The organism is Cupriavidus metallidurans CH34 (assembly GCF_000196015.1).
Taxonomy (GTDB): domain Bacteria; phylum Pseudomonadota; class Gammaproteobacteria; order Burkholderiales; family Burkholderiaceae; genus Cupriavidus; species Cupriavidus metallidurans.
The window spans coordinates 2,321,997-2,338,097 of sequence record NC_007973.1 but is presented as its reverse complement, the minus strand read 5'-3'; the positions used below and the strand labels follow the sequence as shown (position 1 = coordinate 2,338,097).

Genomic DNA, 16,101 nt, shown 5'->3' with positions numbered 1-16,101 from the left:
CCCGAACCCGGACGGCCATGCTTGCCTATCTGTTGAAGCGCATTCTGCTGATGATTCCGACGTTGATCGGCGTCATTACGCTTACGTTCGTCGTGATCCAGTTCGTGCCCGGTGGCCCAGTCGAGCAGATGATGCTTGAGATGAAAGGGCGGGGCGGTGCTGCCGAGGCCAGCGGCGGCGGTGCCGAGTATCGCGGCCGTCGCGGCGTGGACCCGGACAAGATCAAGGAGATCCAGGCGCTGTACGGTTTCGACAAGCCGCCGATCGAGCGCTATTTCCTGATGCTCAAGCGCTTTGCAAAGTTCGACCTCGGCCAGAGCTACTTCCAGCACCGCAGCGTCTGGGAACTGGTGAAGTCGAAGATGCCTGTGTCGATCAGCCTGGGGCTCTGGACATTCTTCCTGACCTATCTGATATCGGTGCCGCTGGGCATCTCCAAGGCAATCCGGGCCGGCAGCCGCTTCGACGTGATCAGCAGCATGATCGTGCTGGTGGGGTATGCGATCCCCGGCTTCGTGCTCGGCGTGCTGCTGCTGGTGCTGTTTGGCGGCGGCACGTTCGTGCAGTGGTTCCCGCTGCGCGGCCTGACCTCCGATGACTGGGACCAGTTGTCGCTCATGGGCAAGGTGATGGATTACCTCTGGCACCTGGTGCTGCCGATCACGGCATCGGTCGTGGGCAGCTTCGCCGTGGTCACCATGCTGACCAAGAATGCGTTCCTGGAGGAAATCCGCAAGCAGTACGTGCTGACCGCGCGGGCCAAGGGCCTGTCCGAGCACCGCGTGCTCTGGAAGCATGTGTTCCGTAACGCGCTGATTCCGCTCGTGACGGGGTTCCCGGCGGCGTTTATCGGCGCGTTCTTCACCGGCTCGCTGCTGATCGAAACACTGTTTTCGCTCGACGGGCTGGGTCTGCTGTCCTATGAGGCGGTGCTGCGTCGTGACTACCCCGTGGTGCTCGGCACGCTGTACCTGTTCACGCTGATCGGTCTGGTGACGCGCCTGATTTCGGACATTTGCTACGTGATGGTCGATCCTCGTATTCACTTCGAGGGGATGCATCGATGAATCCCTTCAAACGCGCCCCAATCCAGAACGGGCTGCCGCACTCGCTGTCTCCGCGTCAGCGCGCCTGGCAACGGTTCCGTCGCAACCGGCTTGGCTACTGGAGCCTGATCCTGTTCGTGGCGCTGTTCGTGCTGAGCCTGTGCGCCGAGGTGCTGTCGAGCGACCGGCCGCTGTTGGTCCGCTACAAGGGCGAGTACTACCTGCCGATCGCCAAGGTCTACCCGGAAACCACGTTCGACGGCGATTTCCCAACGCGCACCGACTATCTTGATCCGTTCATCCTCGAGCGAATTACGACGCATGGCAATTTCGCGATTTTTCCGCTAAACCGCTATTCGTACGATTCGATCAACTACTTCGCCAAGGAGCCGAATCCGGCGCCGCCCTCGGCGGAAAACTGGCTTGGCACCGATGACCGTGGCCGCGATGTGCTGGCTCGCTTGCTATATGGATTCCGCGTATCCGTGCTGTTTGGGCTGGCACTGACCGTCATCGGCGTGCTGGTCGGCACGCTGACGGGCGCGCTGATGGGGTTCTTCGGCGGCCGGTTCGACCTCATGTCGCAACGCGCGATCGAGATATGGGGCTCGATGCCCGAGCTGTACCTGCTGATCATCTTTGCCTCGATCTTCGAGCCGAGTCTGGCGCTGCTGATCATCCTGCTGTCGCTGTTTGGCTGGATGGGGCTGTCCGACTACGTGCGCGCCGAGTTCTACCGCAATCGCTCGCTCGACTACGTCAAGTCGGCCCGCGCGCTGGGTTTGTCGAATGTGCAGATCATGTGGCGGCATATCCTGCCGAACAGCCTGACGCCGGTGATCACGTTCCTGCCGTTCCGGATGAGCGCGGCGATTCTGGCGCTCACGAGTCTGGATTTCCTCGGTCTTGGCGTGCCGCCGACCACGCCTAGCCTGGGCGAGCTGCTGGCGCAGGGCAAGGCAAATCTCGATGCGTGGTGGATTTCCCTGTCGACCTTCGCGGTGCTGGTGCTGACACTGCTGCTGCTGACGTTCATGGGAGACGCGCTGCGCGATGCGTTCGACACGCGCATGGGCCTGGCCCAGATGCGCGGCCGCGTGGCGCCGAAGGTGCCGGCACGTGGCGGGGCAGCGGAGGCCGTCCGATGAGCACGGCCATGACCTTTACCGAACCGGCGGCAGTGCCAGCGCCGGGTACCAAGCTAATGTGCGTGGACCGCCTGTCGGTCACCTTCGGGGAGGGCGAGCACGCCACGCGCGCGGTGCGCGAAGTGAGTTTCGACCTTCGGGCCGGCGAGCGCTACGCGCTGGTCGGCGAATCGGGCTCGGGCAAGACCGTGACCGCGCTGGCGATGCTTCGACTGGTCGAGGATGCGCACTATCAGGGCTCGATCCGTTTCGAGGGCGAAGATCTGCTGCAGGTGTCCGATCGCGAGATGCGCCGCATTCGCGGGTCGGAAATCGCCATGATCTTCCAGGAGCCCATGACGGCGCTTAACCCGCTCTACACGATTGGTAACCAGATCGTGGAGACGCTGGCGCTGCACGAAGGGCTGGACCGCCGGGCTGCCCGCGATCGCGCGATTGCGCTGCTCGAGCGCACCGGCATCACCGACGCGCCCAACCGTTTCAATAGCTTCCCGCACCAGTTGTCGGGTGGCCAGCGTCAGCGCGCGATGATCGCCATGGCGCTCGCGTGCCGCCCCAAGCTGTTGCTGGCCGACGAGCCGACCACAGCGCTGGACGTGACCATCCGGGCCCAGATCCTGGATCTGTTGCGCGACCTGCAGGCCGAGTTCGGCATGGCGGTGATGCTGATCACGCACGATCTGAACATGGTCAGGGCGTTCGCCCAGCGCGTGGGCGTGATGGAAAAGGGCGTCCTGGTCGAGACGGGCGAGACCGCCGAGGTCTTCTCCAATCCGCACCATCCCTACACACGCAAGCTGATCGACAGTCGGCCCCGGCGCGAGGTGTTGCCGCTGGTGCCGCTGGCCCCGGTGCTGCTGGAGACCGATGCGCTGTGCGTCAACTACATGAAGAAGCGTCCTGGCATGGCGGGCTGGTTCCTCAAGGAAGCATTCCCGGCTGTGAAGGAGGTGAACCTGCAGTTGCGCGAAGGGGAAACGGTCGGGATCGTAGGTGAGTCGGGCTCAGGCAAGACGACGCTGGCTCACGCCGTGCTCGCGCTCCAGCGCAAGAGTAGCGGCTCGATCCAGTTCCTGGGCCGGAGCTTCGATACCTGCACGGGCAAGGAGCGCAGCGCGTTACGCTCACGGATGCAGGTGGTATTTCAGGACCCGTTCGGGTCGCTGTCTCCCCGGATGACGATCGAGCAGATCGTGGAGGAGGGGCTCGCGCTGCACCAGCCGGGCCTGTCGCGCGAGGCAACGCGTGAGCGCGTGATCGAGGCACTGCGCGAAGTGGGGCTCGACCGCACGGCGCTGGGGCGCTACCCGCACGAGTTCTCGGGTGGCCAGCGGCAACGTATCGCCATTGCCCGTGTGCTGATCCTGAAACCGCAGGTGCTGGTGCTGGATGAGCCGACTTCTGCACTTGACGTGTCGATTCAGCAGCAGGTGCTGGCTCTGCTGTCACAGCTCCAGCACAAGTACAACCTCAGCTATCTCTTTATCAGTCACGACTTGGCGGTGATTCGCGCCATGGCGCACCGGGTCGTGGTGATGAAGAACGGCGAGGTCGTGGAGTCGGGCGAGACCGAAACGGTGCTCGGCGCACCGCAACATTCGTATACACGCAAGCTGATGGCGGCGGCCCAGCTAGGTTCGGCTTGATTTGATGTGCGTCGCATCATGCATTGACACGCCGGCGTAACATGCGCTGTTTATGCGAAAACCAAGAAACTGGATGCGTTTTTTGCGCTAGTTCGTTGATTTGCAGGCGATTTGAGGGAAATTTGTAACCATCTTTGACATGTCAAGGGCGGCTACTTTAAGATCGCCCGATAAGTTTTTTGGGGGTGGTTCGTCCGCCGCGTGAGGTCTTGGGGAAGACCAGCAGTGCACGCGGTTGGTGCGAGACGGGAGCTTTTCTACTGGCGTACTTCTTGCGTCCGATCCGCCCTGATGTTTTCACGCTGTCCGGTGTTGTCTTACTCGCCGGTCAGATTTGTCCGATCATCAGGAGAACCAATGCAGCGAACGGTACTTCATTCCCTGGCGCGCGCCGCCGTTGGAATTGCCATTGTCTGCGGTGCGACTGTGTCGAATGGAGTGCTGGCGGATACGGTGTTCAAGGATACCGACGCCCGGATCGATGCCCGTGCGGATGTCACGGACGCGCATCCGGAAGGCAAGCGTGGCTTGCTGTCGTCGATGATGAACTCCACCAGCAATGTCGCCACGAAAGCTGGCGACCTGGTCATGAACGCGCTGGGTCTGATCGGTGTTCGTTATCGCTTCGGCGGTAACAGCCCCGAGTCGGGTCTGGACTGCAGCGGCTTCGTCCGCTACGTGTTCAACGACACCTTCGGCTTCATGTTGCCCCGTCGCTCCGTCGAAATGAGCCAGGTTGGCGCCACGGTTGCGGCGAACGATCTGCGGCCCGGCGATCTGGTGTTCTTTAACACCATGCGCCACACGTTCTCGCACGTCGGCATCTATATTGGCGACAACAAGTTCGTGCACGCGCCGTCCACCGGCAGCAAGATCCGTGTCGATGACATGCGTGCCGCCTACTGGGTGACGCGCTACAACGGTGCCCGCCGTATCGACGATTCGGCGCGTGGCTCGGTCGAGAACACCAGCAACATGATCGAGACGCTCAAGCGTTACGATCCGAATGCCCAGGGCCGCTCGCTTTACGGTGGCTAAGTACGGTGCCTAGGATTTGCGGCTGCTGAAGCGGCAAATCCCGAAGGCAAAACAAAAAAGGACTGCTCAGGCAGTCCTTTTTTGTTGTGTGTTGTTTGGGGGAGAGCGATGTTCGGGCGCGGCGTGTCGCTGCTTATTGTGTCGCGACGGTTCCGCCCGTCGCCGGACGATTGCGCGCGGCGGCCAGCTTTTCACGCAATGCCGCTAGTACCGCAGATGTGGCCTGCTCGCCAGCCAGGATCGCCCGATTGCGCGACGTAAAATCGCTGCCGCCCATATCCGGCAGGTCGGGCCGGATCACAACGTCGGCGCGCGCCAGCGCCATCTTGTTGATCGACTGCCCCATGATGGCCGTCGTCTGCAGCAGGACACCACTCTGCCCGCCATTTTTCTGACTCGCCGGATCGGCAGAGATATTCACCGCGATCACGAAATCGGCGCCCATCTCGCGGGCGGCATCCACTGGTACCGGCTCCACCAGGCCACCATCGACGTAGTCGTGGCCGCCGATCGCCACCGGCTGGAATACGCCCGGGACGCTGCTCGATGCGCGTACGGCCTGGCCGGTATTCCCACGCCGGAACAGAATCCGCTCACCGGTCTTGAGATCCGTGGCAACGATGCCGAGCGGCAGCTTCATCGACTCGATCGGACGATTCTTGACCAGGCGGTTGACGTAGTTCTGCAGCGCCTCGCCCTTGAGCCAGCCGCCGAAGCGTGTGCCGAAGGGCAGGGCCCAGTCGGCGATGGTCGCTTCGTCCATCGTCAGCGCGAGCTTGTTCAACGTAAAGCCATCCATGCCCGACGCGTAGAGTGCCGCTACCACTGAGCCCGCGCTGGTGCCCGTGACGATATCCGGGCGAATTCCCTGGGCTTCGAGCGCCTTGATCACGCCAATGTGCGCGAAGCCACGCGCCGCTCCGCCGCCGAGCGCCAGGCCGATGCGGATTGGCCGGGGCGGGTTGGTCGCCACGGGTGGCACGGCGGCAGTGGTGCCGGGGTTTGTCGCGTCCGGCTTGGGGCCGAAGGAGCAGGCTGCCAGCAGCATCGCTGCCGAAGCGCCCAGGAAGTTTCGTCGTTGCATCGAGGGAAGGAGATCTTGCTGGATGTGATGCTGGAGGCCCCATGGGGCCTCGCATCGCGTATGGCCGAATGTCAGACTGGCGGCAGCATAAATGATTCCAGGGCGGAGATCGTGTCGGGCAGCGCGTATAATGCAGCATTCCCTGACATCCGGCCTGCGCGCATCCGTGCGCGGGCCTTTTTGTTTCCCCGAACCATGACACAACGCGTCCGCACCCGCTTCGCACCGAGTCCGACCGGCTTCATTCACCTCGGCAATATTCGCTCCGCGTTTTATCCGTGGGCGTTTGCCCGCCGCATGAAGGGCGACTTCATCCTGCGTATCGAGGATACCGACGTCGAGCGTTCGACCGATGTCGCCGTCGACGTCATCCTGGAAAGCATGGCCTGGCTCGATCTGGACATCGACGAAGGCCCCTTCTATCAGATGCAGCGGATGGACCGGTATCGCGAGGTGGTACAGCAGATGCTCGACAACGAGCTGGCTTACCACTGCTATATGAGTACCGAGGAGCTTGACGCCTTGCGCGAAGCGCAGCGTGCTGCTGGCGAAAAGCCGCGGTACAACGGTTTCTGGCGTCCGGAGCCGGGCAAGGTGCTGCCCGAGCCGCCGGCTGGCGTGCAGCCCGTGGTGCGCTTCAAAAACCCGATCGGCGGTAGCGTGGTGTGGGACGACGCCGTGAAGGGCCGCATCGAGATCTCGAATGATGAACTCGACGATCTCGTCATTGCCCGCCCCGATGGCACGCCGACCTACAACTTCTGCGTGGTGGTGGATGACCTCGACATGAAGATCACCCACGTGATCCGGGGCGATGACCACGTCAATAACACGCCGCGGCAGATCAACATCATCCGCGCCCTGGGTGGCGAGGTGCCGGTCTACGCCCACCTGCCCACCGTGCTCAACGAGCAGGGTGAGAAGATGAGTAAGCGTCATGGCGCGTTGCCCGTCACGGGATATCGGGATGAGGGCTATCTGCCGGAGGCGGTCCTGAACTATCTGGCGCGACTGGGCTGGGCGCATGGCGATGCCGAGATCTTCTCGCGCGAACAGTTCGTCGAATGGTTCGATCTGGAGCACTTGGGCAAGTCCCCGGCGCAATACAACCCGGAAAAGCTGGCGTGGCTCAACAACCATTACATCAAGGTTGGTGACAACACGCGCCTGGCAGACCTGACGCGTCCGTTCATCGAGGCGCTCGGCGGCAAGGTCGAAGGCGCGAACCTGGTGGACGTGATCGCGCTGGTCAAGGATCGCGCGAACACGCTGAAGGAAGTGGCGCAGACCGCGATGCTGTTTTATCGCGGCGAGCCGCAGGCCGATGCGGCGCTGAAGGCCGAACACCTGACGGACGAGATTCGCCCCGCACTGCAGGCGCTGGCCACGCAACTCGCGGCGCTGCCGGAGTGGAAGCGCGAAGCGATCAGTGCCGCGTTCAAGGCAGTGCTGGCGGAGTTCGGTCTGAAGATGCCGAAGCTGGCGATGCCGGTGCGCCTGCTGGTGGCGGGACAGTTGCAGACGCCGAGCATCGACGCGGTGCTTGAACTGTTCGGTCGCGACACGGTGCTGCGCCGTTTGGCTGCAGCGTAAAAAACTGCTGAAAAAGTCTCGGCTGGGGCTTGCGCTCTGGTCGAGACTTCAGCATAATCTCGTTCTCCCTGCTGCACGACGCGAGTCAAGCAGAGCGGTTGAAAAACCGAACGGGGCTTGCAAAACGGTGAGAATGCTTTATAATCGCCGCTTCGCCAGAAACGCAGTAAATCTGGTGAGCAAGATTGCAGTAAATGGCAGTAACTATGGGGCTATAGCTCAGCTGGGAGAGCGCTTGCATGGCATGCAAGAGGTCAGCGGTTCGATCCCGCTTAGCTCCACCAAGTTTCTGTCCCCTTCGTCTAGAGGCCTAGGACATCACCCTTTCACGGTGAGTACAGGGGTTCGAATCCCCTAGGGGACGCCAGATGTTGGACGTAATCAAACGTCCAGTTGGCTGTCCGGAGCGAAGCTTCGGACAGCAACCGACAAAGGAGCGGTAGTTCAGTCGGTTAGAATACCGGCCTGTCACGCCGGGGGTCGCGGGTTCGAGTCCCGTCCGCTCCGCCAGACTGAGCCCGCTTGGGTGAAACCAAGCGGGTTTTTATTTGGGTGAGAGGTGATTATCTGATAATCACCTTTCGATTTACCCGAGGCAAATTTTCAGCCTCAAAAAATCAAAGATGATCGTGCTGCAGTAATGGGCTGCGATTATAATTTGGGGCTATAGCTCAGCTGGGAGAGCGCTTGCATGGCATGCAAGAGGTCAGCGGTTCGATCCCGCTTAGCTCCACCAGAATTTCCGAGGCACGGATGCAGTAAAAAAGTGCCTCAGATTGCGAAATCTCTGCTAAAATGGCGGACTTCGCAGCAGTAGACGGAAACGTTGCTTGCAAATAGTTTCTGTCCCCTTCGTCTAGAGGCCTAGGACATCACCCTTTCACGGTGAGTACAGGGGTTCGAATCCCCTAGGGGACGCCAGATGTTGGACGTAATCAAACGTCCAGTTGGCTGTTCGGAGCGAAGCTTCGGATAGCAACCGAAAAAGGAGCGGTAGTTCAGTTGGTTAGAATACCGGCCTGTCACGCCGGGGGTCGCGGGTTCGAGTCCCGTCCGCTCCGCCAAATTAGAAATGCCCGCGCAAGCGGGCATTTTTTTCGTCTGTACGGAACGGAGCGAGCCATCTGCGCGGCTCCTGGCCGGACTCGCAGAGATTCGCTTGCAAGCGAATCCGCAGCCTGTGGGATGTAGCCGAGTCCCGTCCGCTTCGCCAAATTAGAAATGCCCGCATACGCGGGCATTTTTTCTGTGCGCCATTGATTCAGGTTATCCAACGCGACTCACGCGCATGAAGTATCGAACCAGCAGCGTTCCGGCAATTGCCAGGCTGATGCTGTTGGCCAACCAGAAGCCCGATGCGCCGCGCGTGAAGGCGGGCAACGCATCGATCAGGCCGAAACCCATCACATAGCCGCCACCGAGCCCCACGCCCCAGAGTGAGCCGGCGTAGATCAGCGTCGGGATCAGCGCGATCTTGTACGCGCGCAGGATGAATGCGCTCATGACCTGTACAGCATCAAAGGCTTGATAGAACGCGACAAACAGCATCAGCGGCAATGCTTTGGCAATCACGGCCGGGTCGCTGACATAGGCATGCAGCAGCGGCTCGCGTAGCAGCCAGAGCAGCGTGCCGGTCAGTAGCGCGAGTCCGGCGCCCAAGCGAATGCCACGCCAGCCGATACGCCGTGCGGCAGCCATATCGCGTGCGCCTATGGACTGCGCGACGAGCGTCGAGGTCGCGATGGATAGCGAGAGCGGCATCATGTACGCCACGGCGCTGAGGTTGGCGATGATCTGATGCCCCGCAAGGGTATCGGTGCCCATGCGTGTGATGAAGATCGACATTAGGGTGAATGACGTGATCTCGATCAGGTAGGTGAGTCCCATCGGCAGCCCCAGGCGCAGAAGAGGCTGAATCCGGTCCCAGCGTGGCCACTCCCAACGCGTGAAGATCTCCAGGGACCGGTACGCCGCACCGCGCAGCAGGATCGCCAGTCCGGACAGAAACCATATCCAGCTGATCAGCGTGGATGCCAGCGCGCAGCCTGGCCCGCCCATCGGGGCGAGGCCATAACCGCCTTCGATGAACCAGGCATTGAGTGGAATCTTGAGTGCCAGGCCAGCAATCTGCAGCACCGTCACCATGACGGGGCGAGATAGCGCATTGTTCAGCGCCATGTAGATGCGAAAACCCAGCGCTGCGGGTAGGCCGTATGCACCGATATGCAGATAGTGCGATGCTTTTTCGACCAACTCGGGTGGTGCTTTGGCGAATTCCAGCAACGGTGCGGGAAACAGCAGCAACAGCATGCCGGGGATAGCCAGCGCCACACCGAGCCATGCTGCCTGCCGTACCTCGGCGCCGATCTCCGCGGATCGGTTGGCGCCGTACAACTGTCCCGCGACAGGCGCGAGCGCTTGCAGCACGCCCATCAGGCTGACGTAGACCGTGACATAGATCGATCCGCCCAAGCCAACAGCGGCAAGGTCGGTGGCCGAGGCGCGGCCGGACATGATGGTGTCGATGACACCGAAGGCGATGACCGCCAGTTGTCCAACCAGCACGGGGGCGGCCAGATGGGTAATGCGACGAATATCCTGCAGCGCGCTGCTCATCGTTCTTCTAGGGTAGGGGCCGGCTGCGTGCCAGCGGGTGGCAACGCCGTCCGGACGCTACCGGGCGGCGGATGCTCAGGGCTGACGCGGCAGCCGGCGCTGAATTGTCGGCCGTGGCGGGGCGGTGTGCGACAGATCGACGAGCCGGTACATGCGGAAGCGCTCGTCACGGTCGGCGGGTCGGCGACCTTCCCAGATCAGGCGCCATTCGAAATGGGAGATGCTGCTCGGGGCGCCGTAGTCCACGGCATCATGCCGCAGCAGTATGTCGCAGCCGTCATCGGGGCCGCCGAAACGGATATGACCGAAATAGGCAAACGAGGCAAGCTGCGCATCGCCCATGCGGATGGGCTGCACGCAGGTATAGGTGGACGGCAGCGCCAGTTGGGCGGCCTGTGCCACGTCTCGATAGGTCTTGCCGTAGTTGATGGAAGGCAGCCACAGCGTCATCGCCATGACCCACATCAGCGTCGTGCCGGCGGCAGAAATGACCACAGGTCGCCAGATCTGTTTCGGCGCGCGCGACAGGCGCCAGCGCACGATCAGCACCCATGCCACCGTCACCGCCAGCGCGATGATGACGGCGCTGATCGTGAACGTATGCTGGAATCCGGGCAACTGACGGAATACGTTGCTGGCGATGCGTGGCGGCCAACCTGTCGTCTTCGCGACCCAGAGGAACCAGATCGTGCCGCCCAGAATCGTGAAGAACAGTAGCGAGAACCAGTCGATCGCGTTGATCGCCGCGCGCGGCAGCGTCGGAAGCGCGAAGGCAGCCAGAACGGCCATCGGCGGCAGCAGCAGGATGAACTGCACGTCCCCCGGACTGCGCAGCAGCACCAGCAGCACGAACAGCACGGCCAGGAACGACAGCGGCAGCGTCACGTGGGGTGCCCGGCGCATGCCGCGCCACGACAGCCACGCAAAGGCGGCAATCGGCCAGACCGGCCACGAGAACAGGAAGAAGTTGCGTGCGATGAAGCCGGCGGCTGCCAGCGAAGGCGGGCCGTAGGTGTGGCGGTCGTAGCGAGCCCACTCGCGAATATAGGTCACGGCATCGTCCGTGACGGTGGCACCGAAATATACCGTGGCCATCCATACGGCAATGATGAGAACGCCAAGCGGCGCCCCGATCGTCAGCAGCCGCATCAGCGGCAGCGGTCGGCAGATCAATCCGGCAATGAGTGTTGCGGCAAGCAATACCAGCGGCAGGATCGGCCCGCTGGCCAGGCACAGGGCACCAAGCCCGACGCCGAACCAGAGGCTGCCCTGTACCGGCTTGTCAAGGCTGCGCACGAGGCCGTACAAGGTGAAGGCGATGAAGCAGACCTGGCCGACCTGCGCGGTGGTTTCGTGGCCGCGCAACGCCAGGCCAACGCAGGCCAGGAAGATCAGCAGGGCCCCATCGGCGAGCGCGCGTCCGTAGGACCGCGCGTCAGGCTGACCGCCGAAGGCAAAGGCGAAGGGCTGCACCTCGTCGCGGCGGCCCAGCAGGTAGGTCGAGTACCAGATCAGCGCGCAGGTGGCGAAGTAGAACAGCGCGGTGGCGAGTCTTGCCGCATCCGGCGCGCCGAGCCAGCCGCCAAGCAGGCGGATCATGCCGCCGCCGATCCAGAATACGAGTGGGCCGTCGTCGCTGTAGGGGCGGCCGACGATGTTCGGCATGAGCCAGTCCTGCAGGCCGCCGCTGCCGAGTTGCCACATCACGCCGAATCCGGCGGCATCCTCGTTTTTCCAGGGGTCGCGGCCGAACAGGCCAGCCAGTCCATAGATGATGCAGATCGCCAGCAGCAGTGCACGCGGGAGGGCACCGGTAGCAGCGGCAGTCAGATGGACGGGAGAAGTCTTGGCTTGGCTCATCGGCAGATGGTAAGGCATGTGACCCCGGCGCATGAAAATCGTCTTGTGGGGGCACAAATGCAAAGAGGCAGCCGATGCTGCCTCTTTGTCAGGTCGCGCGCCGCGGGAGCATCTGTCCTCTGGGCGCGGCGCTTGCTCGCATAAAGCGGGGCAATTACTTCTTGGCGGCGCCCAGCTTGCTGCCGAACTTCTGGCGGAACTTCTCGACGCGGCCGGCCGTGTCCATGATCTTTTGCGTGCCGGTGTAGAACGGGTGCGATTCCGACGACACTTCGATCTTGGCCAGCGGGTAGGTCTTGCCTTCGTGTTCGATCGTGTCCTTGGTCTGGATCGTCGAGCGGGTCACGAACTTGAAGTCGTTCGACACGTCGTGGAACAGGACTTCACGGTAATTCGGGTGAATGCCTTCTTTCATGGTGCTTCCTTTCAGGTTGGGTAGCCAGTCCGCTCGTCGTGCCGCAGGTCAGAAAGCTTGCGGCGAGCGAACCACTTGCCGATAACGGGCAAACCGGGATTATGGCAGAAAATCAAGTGCAGGTGCAACAAACGAAATGGCGTCGTAGCTGGGCAACTGGCGATGTCTTAAGTGTCGCTTGCCGCATTCCCGGCTGGATTCTGCCGATAAAACAGGGTCAATGCGTCATAAAGAGTAGGCCACTGCCGTCGCAAGCCAATGGGTTCTACAAAAAATGCTTCGGACGCCACTGCAAAGAACTCGCTCGGCGCCTCGCAGCCATACGGATCGATCACCTGCAGGCGGGGAGGGAGTCGATCGGGGTCGTCCCAGATATGGTCGGGCAAGGCGTCACAGGCTTCTGCGAACGTATCGTATTCGCTCAGGAAGGTCTCCGCCCACTGCTCGGCGTCGACACCCGGGTGTAGAACGCGCGAGAACGGCGGCACACCGTCGGCCTCGCCATTGAGCATGTCGAGCTTGTGGGCGAATTCGTGGATGACGACGTTGTACGTGTCTACCGGTAGTTCGTGTTCGCCGTGGTGGGCGTCCAGCCCGGCGCCGGGCGAGGCCACATCCGGCCATGACAGGATCACCGGGCCGTGTTCCCATGCCTCGCCACTGGCCTCTTCCTCGACGCCATGTACGAGACCGATGTCCTCGAAGCCGACGTCCTCCTGGATGGTCTTGCGGATCACGAACTCGCCCGGGTAGAGCACGATGCCGTGCCAGCCGCGATACCACTCGATGCCGAGCTTGAGGATGGGCACGCAAGCCTGCGCCGCCACGCTGACCACCATTTCATCGGTCAGCTCCATGTCGTGCGCGGTCGAGTATTCCTTGTTGGCGATGAACAGTGTGGCCAGCTCGCGCAATGCGGTCAGGTCAGCTTCGTCGTAGCGCTGCACGAAGGGCAGGGCAGCCACGGTTTGCGCCCAGAGATCGTCGGGAATCGCGTAATGGGCGAGCTTGCGCGCTTTCGAGCGGGCGCGCAGGAAACTGGTCAGCTTTCCGAGCATGGTTCTCGCGAGGGGGGGGGCGAAAGAAAAAAGGCGCACCCAAGGGTACGCCTTTTTATCAGGATGGACTACCAGCGTGGCATCAGCCGCCGCGGCGCATCAGGTCGAAGAATTCCGCGTTGTTCTTCGTCGGCTTCATCTTGTCCAGGATGAATTCCATCGCCTGCACTTCGTCCATGTCGGAGATGAACTTGCGCAGGATCCAGATCTTCTGGAGGATGTCCGGCTTGATCAGCAGTTCCTCGCGGCGTGTGCCCGACTTGTTCAGGTTGATGGCTGGGTAGACGCGCTTCTCGGCCAGGCGGCGCTCGAGGTGCACTTCCATGTTGCCGGTGCCCTTGAACTCTTCGTAGATCACGTCGTCCATGCGGCTGCCGGTTTCGATCAGCGCCGTGGCGATAATGGTCAGCGAACCGCCTTCCTCCAGGTTACGCGCGGCGCCGAAGAAACGCTTCGGACGCTGCAGCGCGTTGGCATCCACACCACCGGTCAGTACCTTGCCCGATGCCGGCACCACGGTGTTGTAGGCGCGGGCCAGACGCGTGATCGAGTCCAGCAGGATCACCACGTCGCGCTTCAGTTCCACCAGCCGCTTGGCTTTCTCGATGACCATTTCGGCCACCTGCACGTGACGGATCGCAGGTTCGTCGAACGTCGACGCCACCACTTCGCCGCGCACCGAGCGCTGCATTTCGGTCACTTCTTCCGGGCGCTCATCGATTAGCAGCACGAACAGGTCGGCTTCCGGATGGTTGTTCGCAATCGCGTGGGCGATGTGCTGCAGCATCACGGTCTTGCCGGACTTCGGCGATGCCACCAGCAGCGCGCGCTGGCCGCGGCCGATCGGCGCGATGATGTCGACGATGCGGCCGGTGATGTTTTCCTCGGCGCGGATATCGCGTTCGAGCGTGAGCGGCCGGTTCGGATGCAGCGGCGTCAGGTTCTCGAACATGATGCGGTTCTTCACCGCTTCGGGAGGCTGCCCGTTGACCTTGTCCACCTTCACCAGCGCGAAATAGCGCTCGCCGTCCTTCGGCGTACGCACTTCGCCTTCGATCGAGTCACCGGTGTGCAGGTTGAAACGGCGGATCTGCGAAGGGCTGATGTAGATGTCGTCCGTGCTGGCCAAGTAGGAAGTTTCCGGCGAGCGCAGGAAACCGAAGCCATCGGGCAGAACTTCCAGCGTGCCGTCTCCGTAGATGGTTTCGCCCATCTTGGCGCGCTTCTTGAGGATCGCAAACATCAGTTCCTGTTTGCGCATCCGCTGTGCATTGTCGATCTCGAGCGTTGCCGCCATTTCGAGAAGCGCAGACACGTGAAGCGATTTGAGTTCTGTCAGGTGCATAGACGAGGGGTACAGAAGTGCCCGGACGGGCAAGAACAAGGAGAAGGGGGAAAAGAATGAGCGAACGCTCGGGGAAGTTGTTGGGTGGCATCATAGCACAATCCGGCCGGTGCGCCAGAGCTGACGCACGCATGACCGGGTAGTGCATTCCCGGAGCCGTTCGGCCCCGGGCGGGTACAGATTACAGCTGGCTGTCCAGGAACGCGGTCAGCTGCGACTTCGACAGCGCGCCAACCTTCTGCGCGGCCACTTGGCCGTTCTTGAACAGGATCAGCGTCGGGATGCCGCGAATGCCGAACTTGGCCGGCACTTGCTGGTTTTCATCCACGTTGATTTTGGCGACCTGCACCTTGTCGCCGTAGTCCTTCGCGACTTCGTCCAGGATCGGGGCGATCATCTTGCAAGGACCGCACCATTCGGCCCAGAAGTCGAGCAGCACGGGCTTGTCGGACTTGAGCACGTCGGCATCGAACGAAGCGTCGCTCACATATTTGATTTGTTCGCTCATGGCGGGGAACCTCAGGTATCGCTCAGTTTATGTTGAAGGCGGACAACGGCTGTCGGCGCGATCCGCTACCTTACACGACATTGCGCGGACTCGCAGCGCGGCGGCGCGCGGCAGTATGCGCCGCTGATGCCGATATGTTACCAGCTTGGCGAAAATCAAGTCCTCGCCAGAATCGGGATTTAGCCGGGGGCGGCAACAGTGGATATTGTGCCGTGTTGTGAATCGTTTTGCCGATGATAGTGTCAATCGCCGCAAGAGTTTCCCGCTATTGGCATCCCTTATTTGAGTTAATCTGCCGCGCCTTCGCGGAGGCGCCATGCGAGGCCTGCTCGTCGGCATGATCTAGAATGCACTTCGCGTATCCGCGCAATCCACGCGTAATCCATTCAGACAGACGTGACACGCGAGTAGAATGGAATCGTGCGCATGTGACGCACAAACCGATTCACAACGCTATTGATCATGACGCCAGACTCCCGCAAGCCCACTCCGTCCGATGAAAGCCAGGCGGACCACCTGAGCGATGCGCTGCAGCATCTCAGCAGCGCCGTCGAGTCCGAGAGCATCGCCACCGGCGCCGCCAAGGGGCTGGTCTACAGTGTGATGGAAACGCTCGGCACGCTGATCGGCGACCCCGATTTGCCCGAGCACGCCCGCTCGGGCTATGAAGGCCTGCTGGAGACGGCGCGCGAACTGCGCGCCCGTCTGGAGGGCGGCAGCGCAGGCGACGACAACTAATCAAGA

The 16,101-nt window shown here is 61.9% G+C and carries 13 protein-coding genes and 6 tRNA genes; 12 read left to right on the top strand and 7 right to left on the bottom strand.

What is annotated here, in order from left to right; translation table 11 throughout:
- The first annotated feature begins 17 nt into the window (after nt 1–17).
- From RMET_RS10770 to RMET_RS10755, 4 genes are all read left to right on the top strand, one after another.
- Nucleotides 18–1,067: a microcin C ABC transporter permease YejB gene (locus RMET_RS10770; RefSeq protein ID WP_011516852.1), complete on the top strand. Its 1,050-nt coding sequence runs from the start codon at nt 18–20 to the stop codon at nt 1,065–1,067.
- On the top strand, nt 1,064–2,194 hold the full coding sequence (locus RMET_RS10765) for an ABC transporter permease (protein WP_011516851.1): 1,131 nt from the start codon (nt 1,064–1,066) through the stop codon (nt 2,192–2,194). The genes RMET_RS10770 and RMET_RS10765 overlap by 4 nt, the downstream gene beginning before the upstream one ends.
- The gene (locus tag RMET_RS10760; RefSeq protein ID WP_011516850.1) at nt 2,191–3,840 is read left to right on the top strand and encodes an ABC transporter ATP-binding protein; all 1,650 of its coding nucleotides are present in this window, start codon (nt 2,191–2,193) and stop codon (nt 3,838–3,840) included. The genes RMET_RS10765 and RMET_RS10760 overlap by 4 nt, the downstream gene beginning before the upstream one ends.
- A gap of 357 nt (nt 3,841–4,197) precedes the next feature.
- Nucleotides 4,198–4,878: a C40 family peptidase gene (locus RMET_RS10755; protein ID WP_008641698.1), complete on the top strand. Its 681-nt coding sequence runs from the start codon at nt 4,198–4,200 to the stop codon at nt 4,876–4,878.
- 133 nt (nt 4,879–5,011) lie between these two features.
- On the opposite strand, the gene RMET_RS10750 is transcribed toward RMET_RS10755, so the two are convergent.
- Nucleotides 5,012–5,962, bottom strand: a complete 951-nt coding sequence (locus RMET_RS10750; RefSeq protein WP_011516849.1) for a patatin-like phospholipase family protein — start codon at nt 5,960–5,962, stop codon at nt 5,012–5,014.
- A gap of 195 nt (nt 5,963–6,157) precedes the next feature.
- Here RMET_RS10750 and gltX point away from each other — a divergent pair, with 195 nt between their 5' ends.
- From gltX to RMET_RS10715, 7 genes are all read left to right on the top strand, one after another.
- Nucleotides 6,158–7,555, top strand: a complete 1,398-nt coding sequence (gene gltX / locus RMET_RS10745; RefSeq protein ID WP_011516848.1) for a glutamate--tRNA ligase — start codon at nt 6,158–6,160, stop codon at nt 7,553–7,555.
- Nucleotides 7,556–7,763: 208 nt separating this feature from the next.
- Nucleotides 7,764–7,839: transfer RNA gene (locus RMET_RS10740), tRNA-Ala, on the top strand.
- Between the two features lie 7 nt (nt 7,840–7,846).
- Nucleotides 7,847–7,922, top strand: a tRNA-Glu gene (locus RMET_RS10735).
- Between the two features lie 66 nt (nt 7,923–7,988).
- A tRNA-Asp gene (locus tag RMET_RS10730) sits at nt 7,989–8,065 on the top strand.
- A gap of 150 nt (nt 8,066–8,215) precedes the next feature.
- Nucleotides 8,216–8,291: transfer RNA gene (locus RMET_RS10725), tRNA-Ala, on the top strand.
- Nucleotides 8,292–8,400: 109 nt separating this feature from the next.
- Nucleotides 8,401–8,476: transfer RNA gene (locus tag RMET_RS10720), tRNA-Glu, on the top strand.
- A 66-nt stretch (nt 8,477–8,542) separates the two neighbouring features.
- Nucleotides 8,543–8,619: transfer RNA gene (locus RMET_RS10715), tRNA-Asp, on the top strand.
- A 202-nt stretch (nt 8,620–8,821) separates the two neighbouring features.
- Here RMET_RS10715 and RMET_RS10710 read toward each other — a convergent pair.
- The 6 genes from RMET_RS10710 to trxA all read right to left on the bottom strand — a co-directional run bounded on the left by RMET_RS10710 (nt 8,822) and on the right by trxA (nt 15,357).
- Nucleotides 8,822–10,171 carry an MATE family efflux transporter gene (locus RMET_RS10710; protein ID WP_011516847.1) on the bottom strand — a complete coding sequence of 450 codons (1,350 nt, stop codon included), beginning with the start codon at nt 10,169–10,171 and terminating at the stop codon, nt 8,822–8,824.
- A 75-nt stretch (nt 10,172–10,246) separates the two neighbouring features.
- A complete protein-coding gene (locus tag RMET_RS10705) occupies nt 10,247–12,031 on the bottom strand; it encodes an ArnT family glycosyltransferase (RefSeq protein ID WP_029307545.1) in 1,785 nt (594 codons plus the stop codon).
- 154 nt (nt 12,032–12,185) lie between these two features.
- Nucleotides 12,186–12,446 carry a type B 50S ribosomal protein L31 gene (locus tag RMET_RS10700; RefSeq protein ID WP_008647952.1) on the bottom strand — a complete coding sequence of 87 codons (261 nt, stop codon included), beginning with the start codon at nt 12,444–12,446 and terminating at the stop codon, nt 12,186–12,188.
- A gap of 167 nt (nt 12,447–12,613) precedes the next feature.
- Nucleotides 12,614–13,504 carry a M90 family metallopeptidase gene (locus tag RMET_RS10695; RefSeq protein ID WP_011516845.1) on the bottom strand — a complete coding sequence of 297 codons (891 nt, stop codon included), beginning with the start codon at nt 13,502–13,504 and terminating at the stop codon, nt 12,614–12,616.
- Between the two features lie 82 nt (nt 13,505–13,586).
- Nucleotides 13,587–14,849 carry a transcription termination factor Rho gene (gene rho, locus RMET_RS10690; protein WP_008647942.1) on the bottom strand — a complete coding sequence of 421 codons (1,263 nt, stop codon included), beginning with the start codon at nt 14,847–14,849 and terminating at the stop codon, nt 13,587–13,589.
- A 181-nt stretch (nt 14,850–15,030) separates the two neighbouring features.
- Nucleotides 15,031–15,357 (bottom strand): thioredoxin TrxA, encoded by a 327-nt coding sequence (gene trxA / locus RMET_RS10685; RefSeq protein ID WP_008647939.1) that lies wholly within the window; start codon nt 15,355–15,357, stop codon nt 15,031–15,033.
- A 462-nt stretch (nt 15,358–15,819) separates the two neighbouring features.
- On the opposite strand from trxA, the gene RMET_RS10680 reads away from it, so the two are divergent.
- Nucleotides 15,820–16,095 (top strand): hypothetical protein, encoded by a 276-nt coding sequence (locus tag RMET_RS10680; RefSeq protein ID WP_011516844.1) that lies wholly within the window; start codon nt 15,820–15,822, stop codon nt 16,093–16,095.
- Nucleotides 16,096–16,101 lie beyond the last annotated feature (6 nt).